General features: G+C 62.3%; 16 protein-coding genes. 13 read left to right on the forward strand and 3 right to left on the reverse strand.

The window, feature by feature from the left end; translation table 11 throughout:
- Positions 1-3: 3 nt before the first annotated feature.
- Positions 4-1,023: an MBL fold metallo-hydrolase gene (locus ASG68_RS24880; protein WP_062586455.1), complete on the reverse strand. Its 1,020-nt coding sequence runs from the start codon at positions 1,021-1,023 to the stop codon at positions 4-6.
- A 323-nt stretch (positions 1,024-1,346) separates the two neighbouring features.
- On the opposite strand from ASG68_RS24880, the gene ffh reads away from it, so the two are divergent.
- The 7 genes from ffh (at position 1,347) to ASG68_RS24915 (ending at position 7,082) form a co-directional block, all read left to right on the forward strand.
- Positions 1,347-2,909 carry a signal recognition particle protein gene (ffh, locus tag ASG68_RS24885; RefSeq protein ID WP_062586457.1) on the forward strand — a complete coding sequence of 521 codons (1,563 nt, stop codon included), beginning with the start codon at positions 1,347-1,349 and terminating at the stop codon, positions 2,907-2,909.
- A 13-nt stretch (positions 2,910-2,922) separates the two neighbouring features.
- On the forward strand, positions 2,923-3,225 hold the full coding sequence (locus ASG68_RS24890; protein ID WP_062586459.1) for a chorismate mutase: 303 nt from the start codon (positions 2,923-2,925) through the stop codon (positions 3,223-3,225).
- Positions 3,226-3,291: 66 nt separating this feature from the next.
- Positions 3,292-3,654 carry a 30S ribosomal protein S16 gene (gene rpsP, locus ASG68_RS24895; protein WP_062586461.1) on the forward strand — a complete coding sequence of 121 codons (363 nt, stop codon included), beginning with the start codon at positions 3,292-3,294 and terminating at the stop codon, positions 3,652-3,654.
- Between the two features lie 93 nt (positions 3,655-3,747).
- Complete coding sequence (gene rimM, locus ASG68_RS24900) at positions 3,748-4,311, forward strand: ribosome maturation factor RimM (protein ID WP_062586463.1); 564 nt, start codon at positions 3,748-3,750, stop codon at positions 4,309-4,311.
- Position 4,312: 1 nt separating this feature from the next.
- Positions 4,313-4,993, forward strand: coding sequence for a tRNA (guanosine(37)-N1)-methyltransferase TrmD (trmD, locus tag ASG68_RS24905; RefSeq protein ID WP_062586465.1), 681 nt, complete (start codon positions 4,313-4,315; stop codon positions 4,991-4,993).
- Between the two features lie 108 nt (positions 4,994-5,101).
- Entirely contained in the window at positions 5,102-5,524 is a 423-nt protein-coding gene (locus ASG68_RS24910; RefSeq protein WP_062586468.1) for a YciI family protein, read from the forward strand.
- A 298-nt stretch (positions 5,525-5,822) separates the two neighbouring features.
- Positions 5,823-7,082: an RNA polymerase sigma factor gene (locus tag ASG68_RS24915; RefSeq protein ID WP_062586470.1), complete on the forward strand. Its 1,260-nt coding sequence runs from the start codon at positions 5,823-5,825 to the stop codon at positions 7,080-7,082.
- Between the two features lie 282 nt (positions 7,083-7,364).
- Here ASG68_RS24915 and ASG68_RS31950 read toward each other — a convergent pair whose 3' ends face one another.
- Together ASG68_RS31950 and ASG68_RS24920 are read right to left on the reverse strand one after the other, a co-directional pair.
- The gene (locus tag ASG68_RS31950; RefSeq protein ID WP_164491887.1) at positions 7,365-7,520 is read right to left on the reverse strand and encodes a hypothetical protein; all 156 of its coding nucleotides are present in this window, start codon (positions 7,518-7,520) and stop codon (positions 7,365-7,367) included.
- A gap of 150 nt (positions 7,521-7,670) precedes the next feature.
- Positions 7,671-8,417 carry a sulfite exporter TauE/SafE family protein gene (locus ASG68_RS24920; protein WP_062586472.1) on the reverse strand — a complete coding sequence of 249 codons (747 nt, stop codon included), beginning with the start codon at positions 8,415-8,417 and terminating at the stop codon, positions 7,671-7,673.
- Positions 8,418-8,742: 325 nt separating this feature from the next.
- On the opposite strand from ASG68_RS24920, the gene rplS reads away from it, so the two are divergent.
- The 6 genes from rplS to leuC all read left to right on the forward strand — a co-directional run bounded on the left by rplS (position 8,743) and on the right by leuC (position 14,354).
- Positions 8,743-9,300: a 50S ribosomal protein L19 gene (gene rplS, locus ASG68_RS24925; RefSeq protein WP_062586474.1), complete on the forward strand. Its 558-nt coding sequence runs from the start codon at positions 8,743-8,745 to the stop codon at positions 9,298-9,300.
- A 68-nt stretch (positions 9,301-9,368) separates the two neighbouring features.
- Complete coding sequence (locus ASG68_RS24930) at positions 9,369-10,193, forward strand: class I SAM-dependent methyltransferase (protein ID WP_062586475.1); 825 nt, start codon at positions 9,369-9,371, stop codon at positions 10,191-10,193.
- 150 nt (positions 10,194-10,343) lie between these two features.
- Entirely contained in the window at positions 10,344-11,156 is an 813-nt protein-coding gene (locus ASG68_RS24935) for a basic amino acid ABC transporter substrate-binding protein (protein WP_062586476.1), read from the forward strand.
- 10 nt (positions 11,157-11,166) lie between these two features.
- Positions 11,167-11,982 (forward strand): amino acid ABC transporter permease, encoded by an 816-nt coding sequence (locus tag ASG68_RS24940; RefSeq protein ID WP_062586477.1) that lies wholly within the window; start codon positions 11,167-11,169, stop codon positions 11,980-11,982.
- Positions 11,983-12,072: 90 nt separating this feature from the next.
- A complete protein-coding gene (locus ASG68_RS24945; protein ID WP_062586478.1) occupies positions 12,073-12,651 on the forward strand; it encodes a BA14K family protein in 579 nt (192 codons plus the stop codon).
- Positions 12,652-12,944: 293 nt separating this feature from the next.
- A complete protein-coding gene (gene leuC / locus ASG68_RS24950; protein ID WP_062586480.1) occupies positions 12,945-14,354 on the forward strand; it encodes a 3-isopropylmalate dehydratase large subunit in 1,410 nt (469 codons plus the stop codon).
- The last annotated feature ends 182 nt before the right edge of the window (positions 14,355-14,536 follow it).

A 14,536-nucleotide genomic window follows, 5' to 3' on the forward strand; every position in this document is an offset into this window, starting at 1 on the left:
CGGCTAAATTGATGGCACGTCGAAAACCTCGCCGGCCCTGAGCGCGTTGAAACGATGGGGATCGACGCCTTCCTGCTCCAGTGCCAGCGCCAGTGCTCGCACGGGGTCCTCGATCCCCTCGTTGGTCAATTGCACCGTCGCGAAATGGTGGCCGGCGACGTAGGCTGCGTTGCAGAGCTGCATGCCCTTGACCGCTTCCTCCGGGTTCTGGTGCTGCCCCTTCATGAACCAGCGCGGCTCATAAGCGCCGATCGGCAGGCAGGCGAGGCGGAAGGCGCCGTGTTTTTCGCCGGCGGCGCGGTAGTTGATGCCGTCGTGAAAGCCGGTATCGCCGATATGGTAGATCTTGCCGGCGGGCGTGGTGATGACGAAGGCGGACCAGAGCGCCATGCGGCGGTCCCGCGTGCCGCGCGCCGACCAGTGATGGCAGGGTTCGCAATCGATGGTGATATCGTCCCAGAAGGCGATCTGGTCACCCCAGTCCATGTCGGAAATCTTGGCTTCGGGGATAGCGCGGTGGATGATCGTGTCGTTGCCGAGCGGTGTGACGAAATGGGGACCGTGTTCCTCGTGCAGGCGCTTCAGCGTCGCGAGATCGAGGTGGTCGTAATGATTGTGGGTGACGAGCACGATATCGATCGGCGGCAGGTCGTCGAAGGCGATGCCCGGCCCGACCACGCGTTTCGGCCCGGCAAAGGAAAACGGGCTGGTGCGCGGCGACCAGACGGGGTCTGTCAGGATGTTGAGGCCCGCGACCTGGATGAGCAACGAGGCGTGGCCGACCATGGTGACCCGTAGCCCGTCGCCATCGACCCGATTATCGGGCTTTGCCGCTGGAAACGGGCTCGGCGCCCGCTTCGGCCAGGCAACCCGCCCGCCGCCGAACTGCCAGCGCAGCAGATCGCGAAAGCCGGCCGGCACGATGCCATTCGGATTGAAGAAATACGTGCCGTCGAAATGATCGGAGACGGGGCCGGTGTAATAGGGATTGCGCGGCTTGCGGGCTGGCGGCGTCTGGGGCATGGGAAACCGATCGATGGAAGCTGTCGGGGGTGATCTGGTGTGTTTCGGCCGTCTTTGTAAGGGGTGCCGGGCCGCTATTCCGGCAAAATAAGCCGATATCCTTGACTTTCTGCCCCATATCGTGTTTACCGCCCGCAATCTGCGACAAGAACAAGACTTGTAGCCACCGACCGGGACCCGAAAAGGTATAAAGAGATCCCGGAGGTCAACACCCGACAGCGCGATGCGCCCTCGGGTGCTTTTTGGCTTTGCGTCTTGTTTTCGTCATGGAAAAGCACAACGTTTCGAACCACGAAAATGTTTGAAACGACAAGGATGAAGCGATGTTTGAAAGTCTCCAGGACCGCCTTGGGTCAATCCTGAATGGATTGACCGGCCGTGGCGCGCTGTCGGAAGCCGATGTTTCGGCTGCCCTGCGCGAGGTTCGCCGTGCGCTTCTGGAAGCCGACGTCGCGCTGGAAGTCGTTCGCTCCTTCACCGACAGGGTGCGGGAAAAGGCTGTCGGCGCTGAGGTGCTGAAGTCGATCAAGCCCGGCCAGATGGTCGTCAAGATCGTCCATGACGAGCTGGTCGAGATGCTCGGCGCCGATGGTGTGTCGATCGATCTCAATGCCGCTGCCCCCGTCGTCATCATGATGGTCGGTCTGCAGGGCTCGGGTAAAACGACGACCACCGGCAAGATCGCCCTTCGCTTGAAGACGCGGGACAAGAAGAAGGTCCTGATGGCGTCGCTCGACACGCGCCGTCCGGCAGCGCAGGAGCAGCTTCGCCAACTCGGCGCCCAGACCAGCGTCGATACGCTGCCGATCATCGCCGGCCAGTCGCCGACCGATATTGCCGCGCGCGCCGTGCAGGCTGCCAAGCTCGGCGGCCATGACATCGTCATTCTCGATACCGCCGGCCGTACCCATATCGACGAGCCGCTGATGATCGAGATGGCCGAGATCAAGCGCCGCTCGAACCCCCATGAAATCCTGCTGGTCGCCGATGCGCTGACCGGTCAGGACGCCGTCAATCTCGCCCGCAATTTCGATGAGCGTGTCGGGATCACCGGCCTCGTTCTGACCCGCATGGACGGCGATGGTCGTGGCGGTGCGGCGCTCTCGATGCGCGCCGTCACCGGCAAGCCGATCAAGCTGATCGGCGTCGGCGAAAAGATGTCGGAGCTCGAAGAGTTCCATCCGCGCCGTGTCGCCGACCGTATTCTCGGCATGGGCGACATCGTCTCGCTGGTCGAGAAGGCCGCCGAAAACATCGATGCCGAAAAGGCGGCGGCCATGGCCGCCAAGATGAAGACCGGCAAGTTCGACCTGAACGACCTCGCCGATCAGCTGCGTCAGATGCAGAAGATGGGCGGCATGGGCGGCATCATGGGACTGATGCCCGGCATGGCCGGCATGAAGGACAAGATGGCTTCGGCCGGTCTCGACGACAGGATGTTCGGCCGCCAGATCGCCATCATCTCCTCGATGACCAAGGCCGAGCGCGCCAATCCGGATATCCTGAAACATTCCCGCAAGAAGCGCATCGCGGCCGGTTCCGGCACCGATGCTGCCGAAATCAACAAGCTTTTGAAAATGCACCGCTCCATGGCCGACATGATGAAAATGATGGGCGGCAAGGGCAAGGGCGGCATGATGAAGCAGATGATGGGCGGCCTTGCCGGAAAGATGGGTCTTGGTGGCATGGGTGGAATGGGCGGCATGCCCGACCTGTCGAAGATGGACCCCAAGCAGCTCGAAGCCCTGCAGAAGCAGGCGGAGGCCGCCGGTCTCGGCAAGGGCGGCGGACTACCTGGCGGTCTTCCGGGTCTGGGTGGTGGCATGAAGCTGCCGGGCCTCGGCGGCGGATTCCCGGGCTTGCCCGGTTTGCCGAAGAAGAAGTGAGGATTGGATCGATATGGTTGATCCAGCAGTCAGACAGGAACTCTCGGGCTACCGTCAGTCGATCGACAATATCGACGCGGCGCTCGTGCATATGCTGGCCGAACGGTTTCGCTGCACCCAGGCAGTGGGCGTGCTGAAAGCCAAATACAGTTTGCCGCCGGCCGATCCGGCGCGCGAGGAATACCAGATCGAACGCCTTCGCCGCCTGGCCAAGGACGCCAATCTGGACCCGGATTTCGCGGAGAAGTTCCTGAACTTCATCATCCACGAAGTCATCCGGCATCATGAAGCAATCGCTGCCGATCTCAAGGATTGATCAGCTTAGATAAACAAGCACAAGAAGGCCGCCAGAGGCGGTTGACTATCTCAAGGAGTAAATGACATGGCACTGAAAATTCGTCTCGCCCGTGGTGGTTCCAAGAAGCGCCCGTTCTACCAGATCGTCGTTGCCGACGCCCGTTCGCCGCGCGACGGCCGTTTCCTGGAAAAGGTCGGCTCGTGGAACCCGATGCTCAAGAAGGACGATGCCAAGCGCGTTGAACTGAACAATGAGCGCATCCAGCATTGGCTGTCGAACGGCGCCCTGCCGACCGACCGCGTCCTGCGCTTCCTCAACGAAGCCGGTATCGCAACCCGCGAAGCCCGCTCGAACCCGACCAAGGGCCTGCCGGGCAAGAAGGCTCAGGAGCGCGCTGCCGAAGCCAAGCAGAAGGCTGAAGACGCCGCTGCTGCTGCCGCTGAATAAGCTGCGCGACACTGCAAATTTCGAGACGGGCGGCGTTTTCATGCCGCCCGTTTTCGTTTATTCGAATGGCACACTCTGGAGATCGAGCCGGCGATGAGCAAACTCAACAATCCTGTCCTGATGGGAACGGTCGGCGGTGCGCAAGGCTTGCGCGGCGAAGTGCGGGTCAAGTCCTTTGCGGCCGAACCTGCGGCGATCGGTGATTACGGCCATCTGCATGCACAGGACGGGCGTTCGTTCGAAGTGCTGGAAGTGCGCGAATCCAAGAATGTCGTCATCGTCCGCTTTCGTGGTATCAACGACCGCAACGCCGCCGAGGCGCTGAACGGGCTCGACCTGTTCGTCGAGCGCGACAACCTGCCGGACGACGATCTCGACGAGGACGAATTCTTCTATGCCGATCTCGAGGGGCTGGAAGCGCTCGATGCCGATGGCAAGAGCTATGGCACGGTGACCGGTGTGTTCGATTTCGGCGCCGGCGACCTGCTGGAACTGAAGGGGCCCGGCAAGCGGCCGGTGCTGATCCCGTTCACCGAATGGTCGGTGCTGGAAATCGATCTCGAAGCCGGCACGCTGCTTGTCGATGCGCGCGCCGCCGGCCTCACCGATGACAAGGACGAGGATCCGACCAGCCAGTTCAAGCCGAAGGCAAAGTAACTTGCCGTTCCGTGCGACGATCCTGACCCTCTATCCCGACATGTTTCCCGGCCATCTCGGCCATTCGCTGTCCGGCAAGGCGCTGGAGCGGGGCCAGTGGTCGCTCGATACGCTGCAGATCCGCGACTTTGCCGAGGACCGGCACCGCACCGTCGATGATACGCCGGCCGGCGGCGGCGCCGGCATGGTGCTGCGGGCCGATATCCTGGCGAAAGCCATCGACCATGCATCCGCCGGCGACGACCGTCCGCGCCTGTTGATGAGCCCGCGGGGCAAGCCATTGACCCAGACGCGGGTTCGCGAACTTGCCGCCGGCCCTGGCGCCATCATCGTCTGCGGGCGGTTCGAAGGTGTGGACCAGCGGGTGATCGACGGGCGCCAGCTCGAGGAAGTGTCGATCGGCGACTACATCCTCTCCGGCGGCGAACCGGCGGCGCTGATCCTGCTCGATGCCATCGTCCGCATCCTGCCCGGCGTCATGGGTAACGATCTTTCCGGCGTTCACGAAAGCTTCGAAGGCGGGCTGCTGGAACATCCGCATTACACGCGGCCGCAGGTCTTCGAAGGCCGGGAAATCCCCGCTGTGCTCACCTCCGGCCACCATGGCGACATCGCGAAATGGCGCGAAGCCGAGGCGCGTCGGCTCACGGCTGAGCGGCGGCCGGACTTGCTTAAATCCTGACTCAAATTTTTTCTGAAAAAAATTCGTGGCTGTGTCGATTTCCCCGACATCCGTTCGTCGTATGATCAGGAAGGCAATTGGCTTCCGTCAATCAGAGGAGAAAAGACGATGCGTGTCATGGTGATGGTCAAGGCAACCGAGGACAGTGAAGCGGGCATCATGCCGACGACCGAGCTTCTGGAAGCCATGGGCAAATATAACGAGGAACTGGTCAATGCCGGCATCATGCTGGCCGGCGAGGGCCTGCATCCCTCGGTCAAGGGCAAGCGGATCGCTTTCGACGGCGCCAGCCGTTCGGTCATCGACGGTCCCTTCACGGAGACCCGCGAACTGGTCGCCGGTTTCTGGCTCTGGGAAGTCAAGGACATGGCCGAGGCGGTCGAATGGGTGAAGCGGTGCCCCAACCCGATGCTCGGTCCGAGCGAGATCGAAATCCGCCAGGTCTTCGAAGCTGCCGATTTCGGCGAGGCTTTCACGCCGGAACTGGCGGAACAGGAACAGCGCCTGCGCGACAAGGCTGCCAGCCGGTAGTTCCGGCAGACCGGGCAGTTGACGTAAGCCCCTCTCGACCTTTGAACGGTTATCGGAGGACCGAGGCCGTTCCCAATATCTCCGTCATTCCTGTGCCTGTCACAGGAAGCCGGCCAGCTCAAGTCATTGAGCTGAAAGAAGTCTTTTGACCCGACGGACGTCGGGTCGCTGGATCCCCGCCACAAGGGCGAGTATGACGGAGTGTGTGGGGCTGCCTGGTTCAACAGCCGATTTCAGGCTCTGCCAGTCATCCCGACCGGGCTTGACGCGCGGGTTGCTCCTCGCCCAAGTTGGGAGCATGGCGTCCAACGAAACCCACCATGCGATCGAGACGGTGTTCCGGATCGAACAGGCGCGGCTGATTGCCGGCCTGACCCGCATGGTGCGTGATGTCGGGCTGGCGGAAGAGCTGGCGCAGGATGCGCTGGTCACTGCCCTGTCCGAATGGCCGAAATCCGGCGTGCCGCGCAATCCCGGCGCCTGGCTGACGGCGGCCGCCAAGCGGCGGGCGATCGACGGTTTCCGCCGCAAGAAGATGATGGCGATCAAGCATGCCGAAATCGGCCGGGATCTGGAGGAGGACGGCACAAACCGTATCGACGATATCGAGGCGGCCATGGATGACGATGTCGGTGACGAACTGCTGAGCCTGATCTTTACCGCCTGCCACCCGATCCTGTCGCAGGAGGCGCGGGCGGCGCTGACGCTTAGGCTGATCGGCGGGCTGACGACGGACGAGATCGCCCGCGCCTTTCTGTCCAGCGAGACCACCATCGCCCAGCGGATCGTGCGGGCCAAGAAGACGCTCGGAAATGCAGGTCTGGCCTATGAAGCGCCGCGCGGGGCGGAGCGGCAGCAGCGTCTCGCCTCGGTGCTCGAGGTCGTCTACCTCATCTTCAATGAAGGCTATGCCGCAACTGCCGGCGAGGACCTGATCCGCCCGGCGCTTTGCGCCGAGGCGCAGCGGCTCGGCCGCATCCTTGTGCGGCTGGCGCCAGACGAGCCGGAAGTCTTCGGCCTCTTGGCACTGATGGAAATCCAGGCGTCGCGGTTTCATGCCCGTGTCGCGCCGGACGGGTCGCCCATTCCGCTGACCGAACAGAACCGCGGCCGCTGGGACCAGTTGCTGATCCGGCGGGGCTTTGCAGCGCTGGAAAGGGCCGAGGCGCTGGGCGGCGCGAACGGTCCCTATGCGCTGCAGGCCGCCCTTGCCGCCTGTCATGCCCGTGCGCGCAAGGCCGAGGAGACCGACTGGCCCCGCATCGCCGCCCTCTACGACCGCCTGCGCCAAATCCTGCCTTCGCCGGTGGTCGATCTCAACCGCGCCGTCGCCCACAGCATGGCCTTCGGCCCGGATGCCGGGCTGGCTCTGCTCGCCGGGATCGAAGAGGACGCGGCGCTTGTAAGATATGCGCTTCTTCCGGCCGCCAGAGGTGATTTCCTGTTTCGGGCTGGGCGGCTGGGCGAAGCGAGGGCGGCATTTCAGCAGGCGGCGGCGCTGAGCCGGAACGAGCGGGAGCGGGCGTTTCTGTTGAAGCGGGCGGGGGAGTGTGGGTGAGAATTGGCGCCGGATCGGCTATAGCCGCCTTGCCAAATCCCCGGGTTGGATGTCGAAGGCCAAATGACAACAAAAAAGGCCGGGGCGAAACCGCACCGACCTTCCTCACCGTCGCTAAACGCCTCTGCCAGTACATCCGTGGTCAAATGCAGAAGCGACGCCAGCATTGCGAGCGGCAGATTCATTCCAGCGCTCATCAGCAATGCCGATTGCCGTTACCTAAACGAAGATTACGGCCAAATAAAGTTGATGACGGCCAACAACGTAAAAGTCAGTCGTCTCTCACGCTGCGATGCGGCGCGCGGCTTTGTCGGCCGCCTTGCGGTTGTCGCCATGTTCATCGAGGATTTTCTGGGCGTCCTCGATATCGATCCTGTGCTTCTTTGCAAACACCTTGGCTTCCGCCAGCGACGTTGTCGCCTGGACGTTATCTGTCATGGTTTGTCTCCTGAATTTGGGCACGCGCGCGCTGGCGCTACCGTGCCGGTACACAGTATATGGTTCTCAATGAACCGAATTACCACCCCGAAAGGAGCAAGCGTGGTGTGCCTGACGCATTAAGCTGTTCTGTAGCCTCGGAAAACCTCATCACCCCGTCACAAAATAATAAACCGCCAGCAGCAGCCCCACCGCGACCACGAGGCCGCGGATGAGCGCTTGGGGGACGCGGCGGGCGAGCCAGACGCCGGAATAGCCTCCGAGCGCGCCACCCGGGATCATGATGGCTGCATGCAGCCAGCCGACGACATTGCCGCTGGCGAAGACCGCGATGGCAACGGCGGCGATGACCATGGCGAGGAAATTCTTGAGCGCGTTGACGCGATGATAGTCGCCGCCGGTGGAGAGCCCCAGGACGGCCAGCATCATGATGCCCATGCCGGCGCCGAAGAAGCCGCCGTAGATGGCGGTGACGAACTGGCCGGCCATGCCGAGCGGTCCGACCGGCGCGCCGTCTTCCGAAGCTTTCGGGCGCAGCAAAGGGCCGAGCGCGAAGATGGCCGTCGCGGCAATCAGCAGCCAAGGGACCATGGCCCGGAAGGACGGGTTGGAGAGCGACAGCAGGATCAGCGCGCCGGCAAGCCCGCCGACCAGCGACAGGATGCCGAGGAGGGTGGCCTCGCGGCGGTCGGCGCTGATCTCCTTGCGATAGGCCAGCGCTGACGTGACATAGCCCGGAAACTGCACGATCGAGGATGTGGCGTTGGCGACGATCGGCGGCAGGCCGGCCAGTGTCATGGCGCCGAAGGTGAGAAACGTACCGCCGCCGGCAACAGCATTGACGGCGCTCGACAGGAAGCCGGCGACAAACAGCATGATGGCAAGCGATATGGACATGTGCCCTCCCCGGCAGTAGGAACGGACATAGCCCGGGGTTGAAGCGGTGGCAAGTCGCGGAAACTGCCATGCCAAAGCATGTCGCAATCTTTCAAATGCACTTGCTGCACGGAGATTTTTTGCCGCGCGGGGATGACAAGCGTCGTCGTTTGGTGTATTCGCCCGACCGGTTCGGGGAAAACCCCGTCACCTGAAAACAAAGAATAGTGAATTCGCTCCTGTTTCTCGACGAGAAACAAAACCCGGCGGCGCCCTCTCGGGATCGGTCCAAAAGGCAAGGCAGAGCGCTCTGGCTGTTTCAGAAGAACTTGAGAAGGTTAGAAACATGAACATCATCCAGCAGCTGGAAGCCGAACAGGTTGCCAAGATCGAAGCCAAGCGCACCCTGCCTGAATTTTCCGCAGGTGACACCGTTCGCGTCAACGTCCGCGTGACGGAAGGTACCCGTACCCGTATCCAGGCCTATGAAGGCGTCTGCATCGCTCGTTCGGGCGGCGGCATCAACGAGAGCTTCACCGTTCGCAAGATTTCCTACGGCGAAGGCGTCGAGCGCGTATTCCCGGTCTATTCTCCGCTCGTCGAGAGCGTCGAGATCGTTCGCCGCGGTAAGGTCCGTCGCGCCAAGCTCTACTACCTGCGCGATCGTCGCGGCAAGTCGGCCCGTATCGTTGAAGACACCGGCGTTCGCGCCCGCAAGCTGAACGATGCCGAGCGTCAGGCCGTTGCCGACGAAAAGGCACGTCTGGAAGCTGAAAAGGTCGCAGCAGCCCAGGCTCTGGCCGCCGAAAAGGCAGCAGCTGAAGCTGCAGCAGCGGAAGCTGCCGCCGCAAAGGCCGCTGAAGAAGCCGCCGCTGCAGCAGCAGCCGAGCCGGCAGCAGAATAAGTTTCAATTCCTCTGGAATTGTTGGACAAAGGCGGTCTTCGGACCGCCTTTTTTCGTTTGGGGGGAGCATGGACGATTATCTGGAGACCAACCGGTTCAACTGGGACGACCGGGCAGGATTGCACGCGACCGATCCGACCGACCGATACCGGATCGAGCGGGTTCTGGCCGGCGGCTCGTCGCTGCATGCGCTGGAGGCAAGCGAGATCGGCGATATCGTGGGTAAGGATGTTGTCCACCTGCAATGCCATATCGGGCTCGATACGCTGAGCCTCAGGCATCTCGGCGCCCGCTCCGTTACCGGGCTTGATTTCTCCCCTATCGCCATTGCGTCGGCCCGCGATTTCGCACGCAAGGCCGGAACCGAGGCGCGTTTCGTCGAAGCGTCGGTCTACGACGCGGTCGCGGCACTCGAGAACCGCAGCTATGACATTGTCTATGTCACCTGGGGCGCGATCCACTGGCTGCCGGATATCTTCGGCTGGGCGAAGATCGTCGCCGGTCTCCTGCGCCCTGGAGGCCGGCTTTACCTGCTCGACGGCCATCCGCAGATGTTCCAGTACAAGGGCGAAAGCGATGGCCGCCTGACGCTGATCCACGGCTGGCGCACGCCGGTCGATGCGCCCCTGCTGTTCGAGGAGACCCACACCTATACCGGCGACGAGCGGCCTTTGATCCATCAGCGCATGTATGAATGGCTGCACCCGGTCAGCGATGTCGTCAACGCTCTCCTGCAAGCCGGGATGCGGCTCGATTTCTTGAACGAGCACGAGATCCTCACTTGGCGACACTATCCCGGCATGATCGAAACCGGCGAGGAGCAGTTCGAGCAGGGGCCGGGCCTGCCGCGCATTCCGCTGTCGTTTTCGATCGGGGCGACGAAGCCGGCGTGAGCCACCGTGCAACATCCGGGTAGGATTTTTCGCGGAATCGCCTGTATTGGTTGCGGCTTTTCCATATTTGCGGGCAAGGCCCCGGCGGGTGCTCTTGCCACCCCCTCTTGAGATGTGACAGGTTCATCCGCCACAATTCAGGAGCCATCCATGTTTACCCGCCGCACCGTTTTCGCCGGGCTCGCTGCCCTTGTTCTCGCGCCGCTTGGCCTTACGCCCGCAAGGGCCGCCGCCGCCGACCTGCCTGATCTCAAGGGCCGCACGGTCGTCGTTGTGACCGAGAATGCCTATCCGCCGCTGCAATTCGTCGATCCGAAGAGCGGCAAGGCGATCGGCTGGGAATATGACGCGATGGAAGAGATCGCCAAGCGGCTGAATTTCAAGCTGGAAATCCAGAACACTTCCTGGGATGCGATGATCCAGGCGGTATCCGATGGCCAGTACGATATCGGCATGACCGGCATCACCATCAAGGACGAGCGCAAGACGCAGGTGGATTTCTCCGATCCATACATGCGTTCGCAGCAGTTCATGCTGGTGCGCGGCGACGAAAGCCGCTTCACCGATGCCAAGACATTCGGCGCCTTTGCCGATGGTCTGGTCGGCGCGCAGCCGGGCACCTCACCCTTCTACACCGCCGTCTATGAAATCCTCGACGGCAACGAGCAGAACCCGCGTGTGAAGCTGTTCGAAACCTTCGGTGCGACGGTGCAGGCGCTGAAGGCCGGCGATGTCGATACGGTGCTGACCGACAGCGTCGCGGCCAAGGGCTATGTCGAGGCCTCCAACGGCGGCCTGAAGGTCATCGGCGGGCCGCTCGGCACCGAGGATTTCGGCTTCATCTTCAAGAAGGGCTCGGATCTTGTCGCCCCGGTCAACGCCGCGATCGCTGCGCTCAAGGCCGATGGCACGCTCGACAAGCTGAATCAGAAATGGTTCGTCGATTACAAGATGGGCGAATGATAACCGCCCGATGATGCCTGCTTCTCCGCAAACGACGAAGGGCGACTATCCCTGGTGGCTGGTCGCCCTCGCGCTGATTGCCGTGGCGCTTGCCGTGGTCATCGCGACCAACGGAATCTATCGGCAGGTGTTCGGCATCGTCGCGGCCGGGCTGTGGGTGACGGTCTTCGTCACCATTGTCGGTTTCGCGCTGGCGACTGCGCTTGGCCTCGGCATCGCGCTGATGGCGCTGTCGGAACACAATGTGCTGCGCCAGATCGCGCGGTTCTATACCGAGGTCATTCGCGGCATACCGATCCTCGTTCTCCTGTTCTACATCGCCTTCGTCGGTGCGCCGGGGCTGGTCTGGCTGATCAACGCCATCTGCTCGCCGCTGATTTCGGGGGGAGTGATGGAGCCGATGCTTGTGCGCGATCTCTCGCTGGTCTGGCGGGCGATCCTTGCCCTGATGATCGGCTATTCGGCCTTCATCGCCGAGGTTTTTCGCGCCGGCATCCTGTCGGTCGACAAGGGGCAGATCGAGGCGGCCAAGGCGCTCGGCCTGTCGCGGTATCAGCGCTTCCGGCTGGTGGTCTTCCCGCAGGCGATCCGCGTCATCCTGCCGCCGCTCGGCAACGATTTCGTCGCCATGGTCAAGGATTCATCCCTCGTCTCCGTGCTCGGCGTCGCCGATATCACCCAGATGGGCAAAGTCTATGCCTCCGGCTCGTTCCGCTTCTTCGAAACCTATTCGATCGTCGCCTATGTTTATCTGATCCTGACGATCGGGCTGTCGCTGGGGTTGAGACGGCTGGAGCAGAGATTGCGGCGCGACGTCCAGCGCTGACTCGCGCCGCGACTTTCTCGAAAAAAGATCGGAACCGACGCCTCGCTTCCGGCATTCCTTCCGCAATTCGATATTTCGGAGGGACGTTCCATGAAATCGAGGCTGCTCATGCTTGCGGGCACAGTTCTTGCCGCCGCGACATTCGGGTCGGTCGTCTATGCCGGCTCGCATCTGTCGGGTTACGGCAAGCCCCATGAATTCGCTCATCTTTCAAACCCGCTCTGGACCTTCGAGCCGACCTATGTCACGCGCGGCAATGTCAGAATCGGCGATATAGCGATGCGGGCGGTGCCTGACACGGATGCGTCCACCGCCAGCCAGGTTGCTGCTACGATCCCGGCTTCGGAAACCCGCGAGGCCGTCGATCACGTCCTCGACAGCGCCCATGTGGATTGGTGCATGACACAATACCGGTCATACCGGATCGAGGATGACAGTTATCAGCCTTATGACGGCGGGCGCCGCAAATGTGTTTCTCCCCATGAAGACATGAACGGTGGAACTGGACTGACTGCGGCAGCGGAGGTGCCCGGCGAATTTGCCGCCAACGCTGCGGACAGTCATGTCCAATGGTGCAGGCTGCAATATCGGTCCTATCGTGCGTCGGACAACACCTATCAGCCCTATTCCGGTCCACGCCGCTCCTGCATTCCGGATTTCGGTATTTGAGCCGAATGAGCATGTGAGGCAGCGCGACCGGGCACGGCAGTCAACATGTGCTGCAATATTGCCGCCCCCTCACAAAACTGCTATATCCGCGCCATGGAATCCAAATTCGGATGTCACGAACAGAAAATCGTCGTGCTGCAGGACCACAAGCGTCTGCCGGCACGCTTTTTCGCGTGCGTTTCCGGCGCCCTCAGCAGCCGACTTATCTGATCGCCGGGGTCTGACCCCGGCCGGCTGCCGGCGCCTCGTTGCCGGACATTTTCCTGACCTTCTCTTCAAATGGATGCACAGCCATGAGCGCACCGCGTACTCTCTACGATAAAATCTGGGACGACCATCTGGTCGATCAACAGGACGACGGAACCTGTCTTCTCTATATCGATCGCCATCTCGTTCACGAAGTGACGAGCCCCCAGGCGTTCGAGGGCCTGCGCATGACGAACCGTCAGGTGCGCGCTCCGCAAAAGACCCTTGCCGTCGTCGACCACAACGTGCCGACCTCGCCGGATCGCCATCTCGGCATCAAGAACGAGGAAAGCCGTATCCAGGTGGAGGCGCTCGCCCAGAACGCGGCCGATTTCGGTGTCGAATATTATTCGGCAAGCGATATCCGCCAGGGCATCGTCCACATCGTGGGACCGGAACAGGGTTTTACCCTGCCGGGCATGACCATCGTCTGCGGCGATAGCCATACTTCGACGCATGGCGCCTTCGGGGCCTTGGCGCATGGCATCGGCACGTCCGAGGTCGAGCATGTGCTCGCCACCCAGACGTTGATCCAGAAGAAAGCCAAGAACATGCTGGTGCGTGTCGACGGCAAGCTGCCGCCGCATGTCACCGCCAAGGACATCATCCTCGCCATCATCGGCGAGATCGGCACGGCCGGCGGTACCGGCAGCGTCATCGAGTTTGCCGGCGAAGCCATCCGCGACCTGTCGATGGAAGGCCGCATGACGGTCTGCAACATGACGATCGAAGGCGGCGCCCGCGCCGGCCTGATTGCGCCGGACGAAAAGACCTTCGAATACATCAAGGGCAAGCCGCGCGCGCCGAAGGGCGAAGACCTCGAAAAGGCGATCGCCTACTGGAAGACGCTGCAGACCGACGAAGGCGCGCATTATGACCGCGTCGTCGTTCTCGATGCCGCCGCCCTGCCGCCGATCGTCTCCTGGGGCTCCTCGCCGGAAGACGTCATTTCCGTCCAGGGCATCGTTCCCAATCCGGACGAGATCCAGGACGAGAACAAGCGCACCTCCAAGTGGCGCGCGCTCGATTATATGGGCCTGAAGCCGGGCACGAAGATCACCGATATCAATATCGACCGCGTCTTCATCGGTTCCTGCACCAATGGCCGCATCGAGGACCTGCGCGAAGTCGCCAAGGTCGTCGAAGGCAGGACGGTCGCTCCGACCGTTTCGGCGATGATCGTGCCGGGCTCCGGCCTCGTCAAGGAACAGGCGGAAGCCGAAGGCCTCGACAAGATCTTCAAGGCGGCTGGTTTCGACTGGCGCGAGCCGGGCTGCTCCATGTGCCTCGCCATGAACGACGACCGCCTGAAGCCGGGCGAACGCTGCGCCTCGACCTCCAACCGCAACTTCGAAGGCCGCCAGGGCTTCAAGGGCCGCACCCATCTCGTGTCGCCGGCGATGGCGGCCGCGGCTGCCGTATCGGGCCACTTCGTCGATATCCGCGACTGGAAGTAAGCGGCTTCTCTTGAGGGTGAGGGTCGCACGCAGTGCAGGAGTGGGGTGAAGGCGGGTTATGTTCGCCCCTCATCCGGCGCTTTGCGCCACCTTTGTAACTTCCCTTTGTCGCGGATTGGCTGTGTATTGCCGATTGCGGTGGCGGATGAGAGACCGCAGCACCTTTGGGACATGAAGCCCGT

Source organism: Rhizobium sp. Leaf453 (assembly GCF_001425605.1).
Taxonomy (GTDB): Bacteria; Pseudomonadota; Alphaproteobacteria; order Rhizobiales; family Rhizobiaceae; genus Pararhizobium.

Bases quoted from the DNA above. Each gene is read 5' to 3' on its own strand.
- ASG68_RS24945 (WP_062586478.1), top strand. From the start codon at position 12,073: ATGAAATCGAGGCTGCTCATGCTTGCGGGCACAGTTCTTGCCGCCGCG.
- ASG68_RS24915 (WP_062586470.1), top strand. From the start codon at position 5,823: ATGGCGTCCAACGAAACCCACCATGCGATCGAGACGGTGTTCCGGATC.
- ASG68_RS24935 (WP_062586476.1), top strand. From the start codon at position 10,344: ATGTTTACCCGCCGCACCGTTTTCGCCGGGCTCGCTGCCCTTGTTCTC.
- ASG68_RS24890 (WP_062586459.1), top strand. From the start codon at position 2,923: ATGGTTGATCCAGCAGTCAGACAGGAACTCTCGGGCTACCGTCAGTCG.
- ASG68_RS24940 (WP_062586477.1), top strand. From the start codon at position 11,167: ATGATGCCTGCTTCTCCGCAAACGACGAAGGGCGACTATCCCTGGTGG.
- rpsP (WP_062586461.1), top strand. From the start codon at position 3,292: ATGGCACTGAAAATTCGTCTCGCCCGTGGTGGTTCCAAGAAGCGCCCG.
- ASG68_RS24920 (WP_062586472.1), bottom strand. From the start codon at position 8,417: ATGTCCATATCGCTTGCCATCATGCTGTTTGTCGCCGGCTTCCTGTCG.
- ASG68_RS31950 (WP_164491887.1), bottom strand. From the start codon at position 7,520: ATGACAGATAACGTCCAGGCGACAACGTCGCTGGCGGAAGCCAAGGTG.
- leuC (WP_062586480.1), top strand. From the start codon at position 12,945: ATGAGCGCACCGCGTACTCTCTACGATAAAATCTGGGACGACCATCTG.
- ASG68_RS24930 (WP_062586475.1), top strand. From the start codon at position 9,369: ATGGACGATTATCTGGAGACCAACCGGTTCAACTGGGACGACCGGGCA.
- ASG68_RS24880 (WP_062586455.1), bottom strand. From the start codon at position 1,023: ATGCCCCAGACGCCGCCAGCCCGCAAGCCGCGCAATCCCTATTACACC.
- ffh (WP_062586457.1), top strand. From the start codon at position 1,347: ATGTTTGAAAGTCTCCAGGACCGCCTTGGGTCAATCCTGAATGGATTG.
- rplS (WP_062586474.1), top strand. From the start codon at position 8,743: ATGAACATCATCCAGCAGCTGGAAGCCGAACAGGTTGCCAAGATCGAA.
- ASG68_RS24910 (WP_062586468.1), top strand. From the start codon at position 5,102: ATGCGTGTCATGGTGATGGTCAAGGCAACCGAGGACAGTGAAGCGGGC.
- rimM (WP_062586463.1), top strand. From the start codon at position 3,748: ATGAGCAAACTCAACAATCCTGTCCTGATGGGAACGGTCGGCGGTGCG.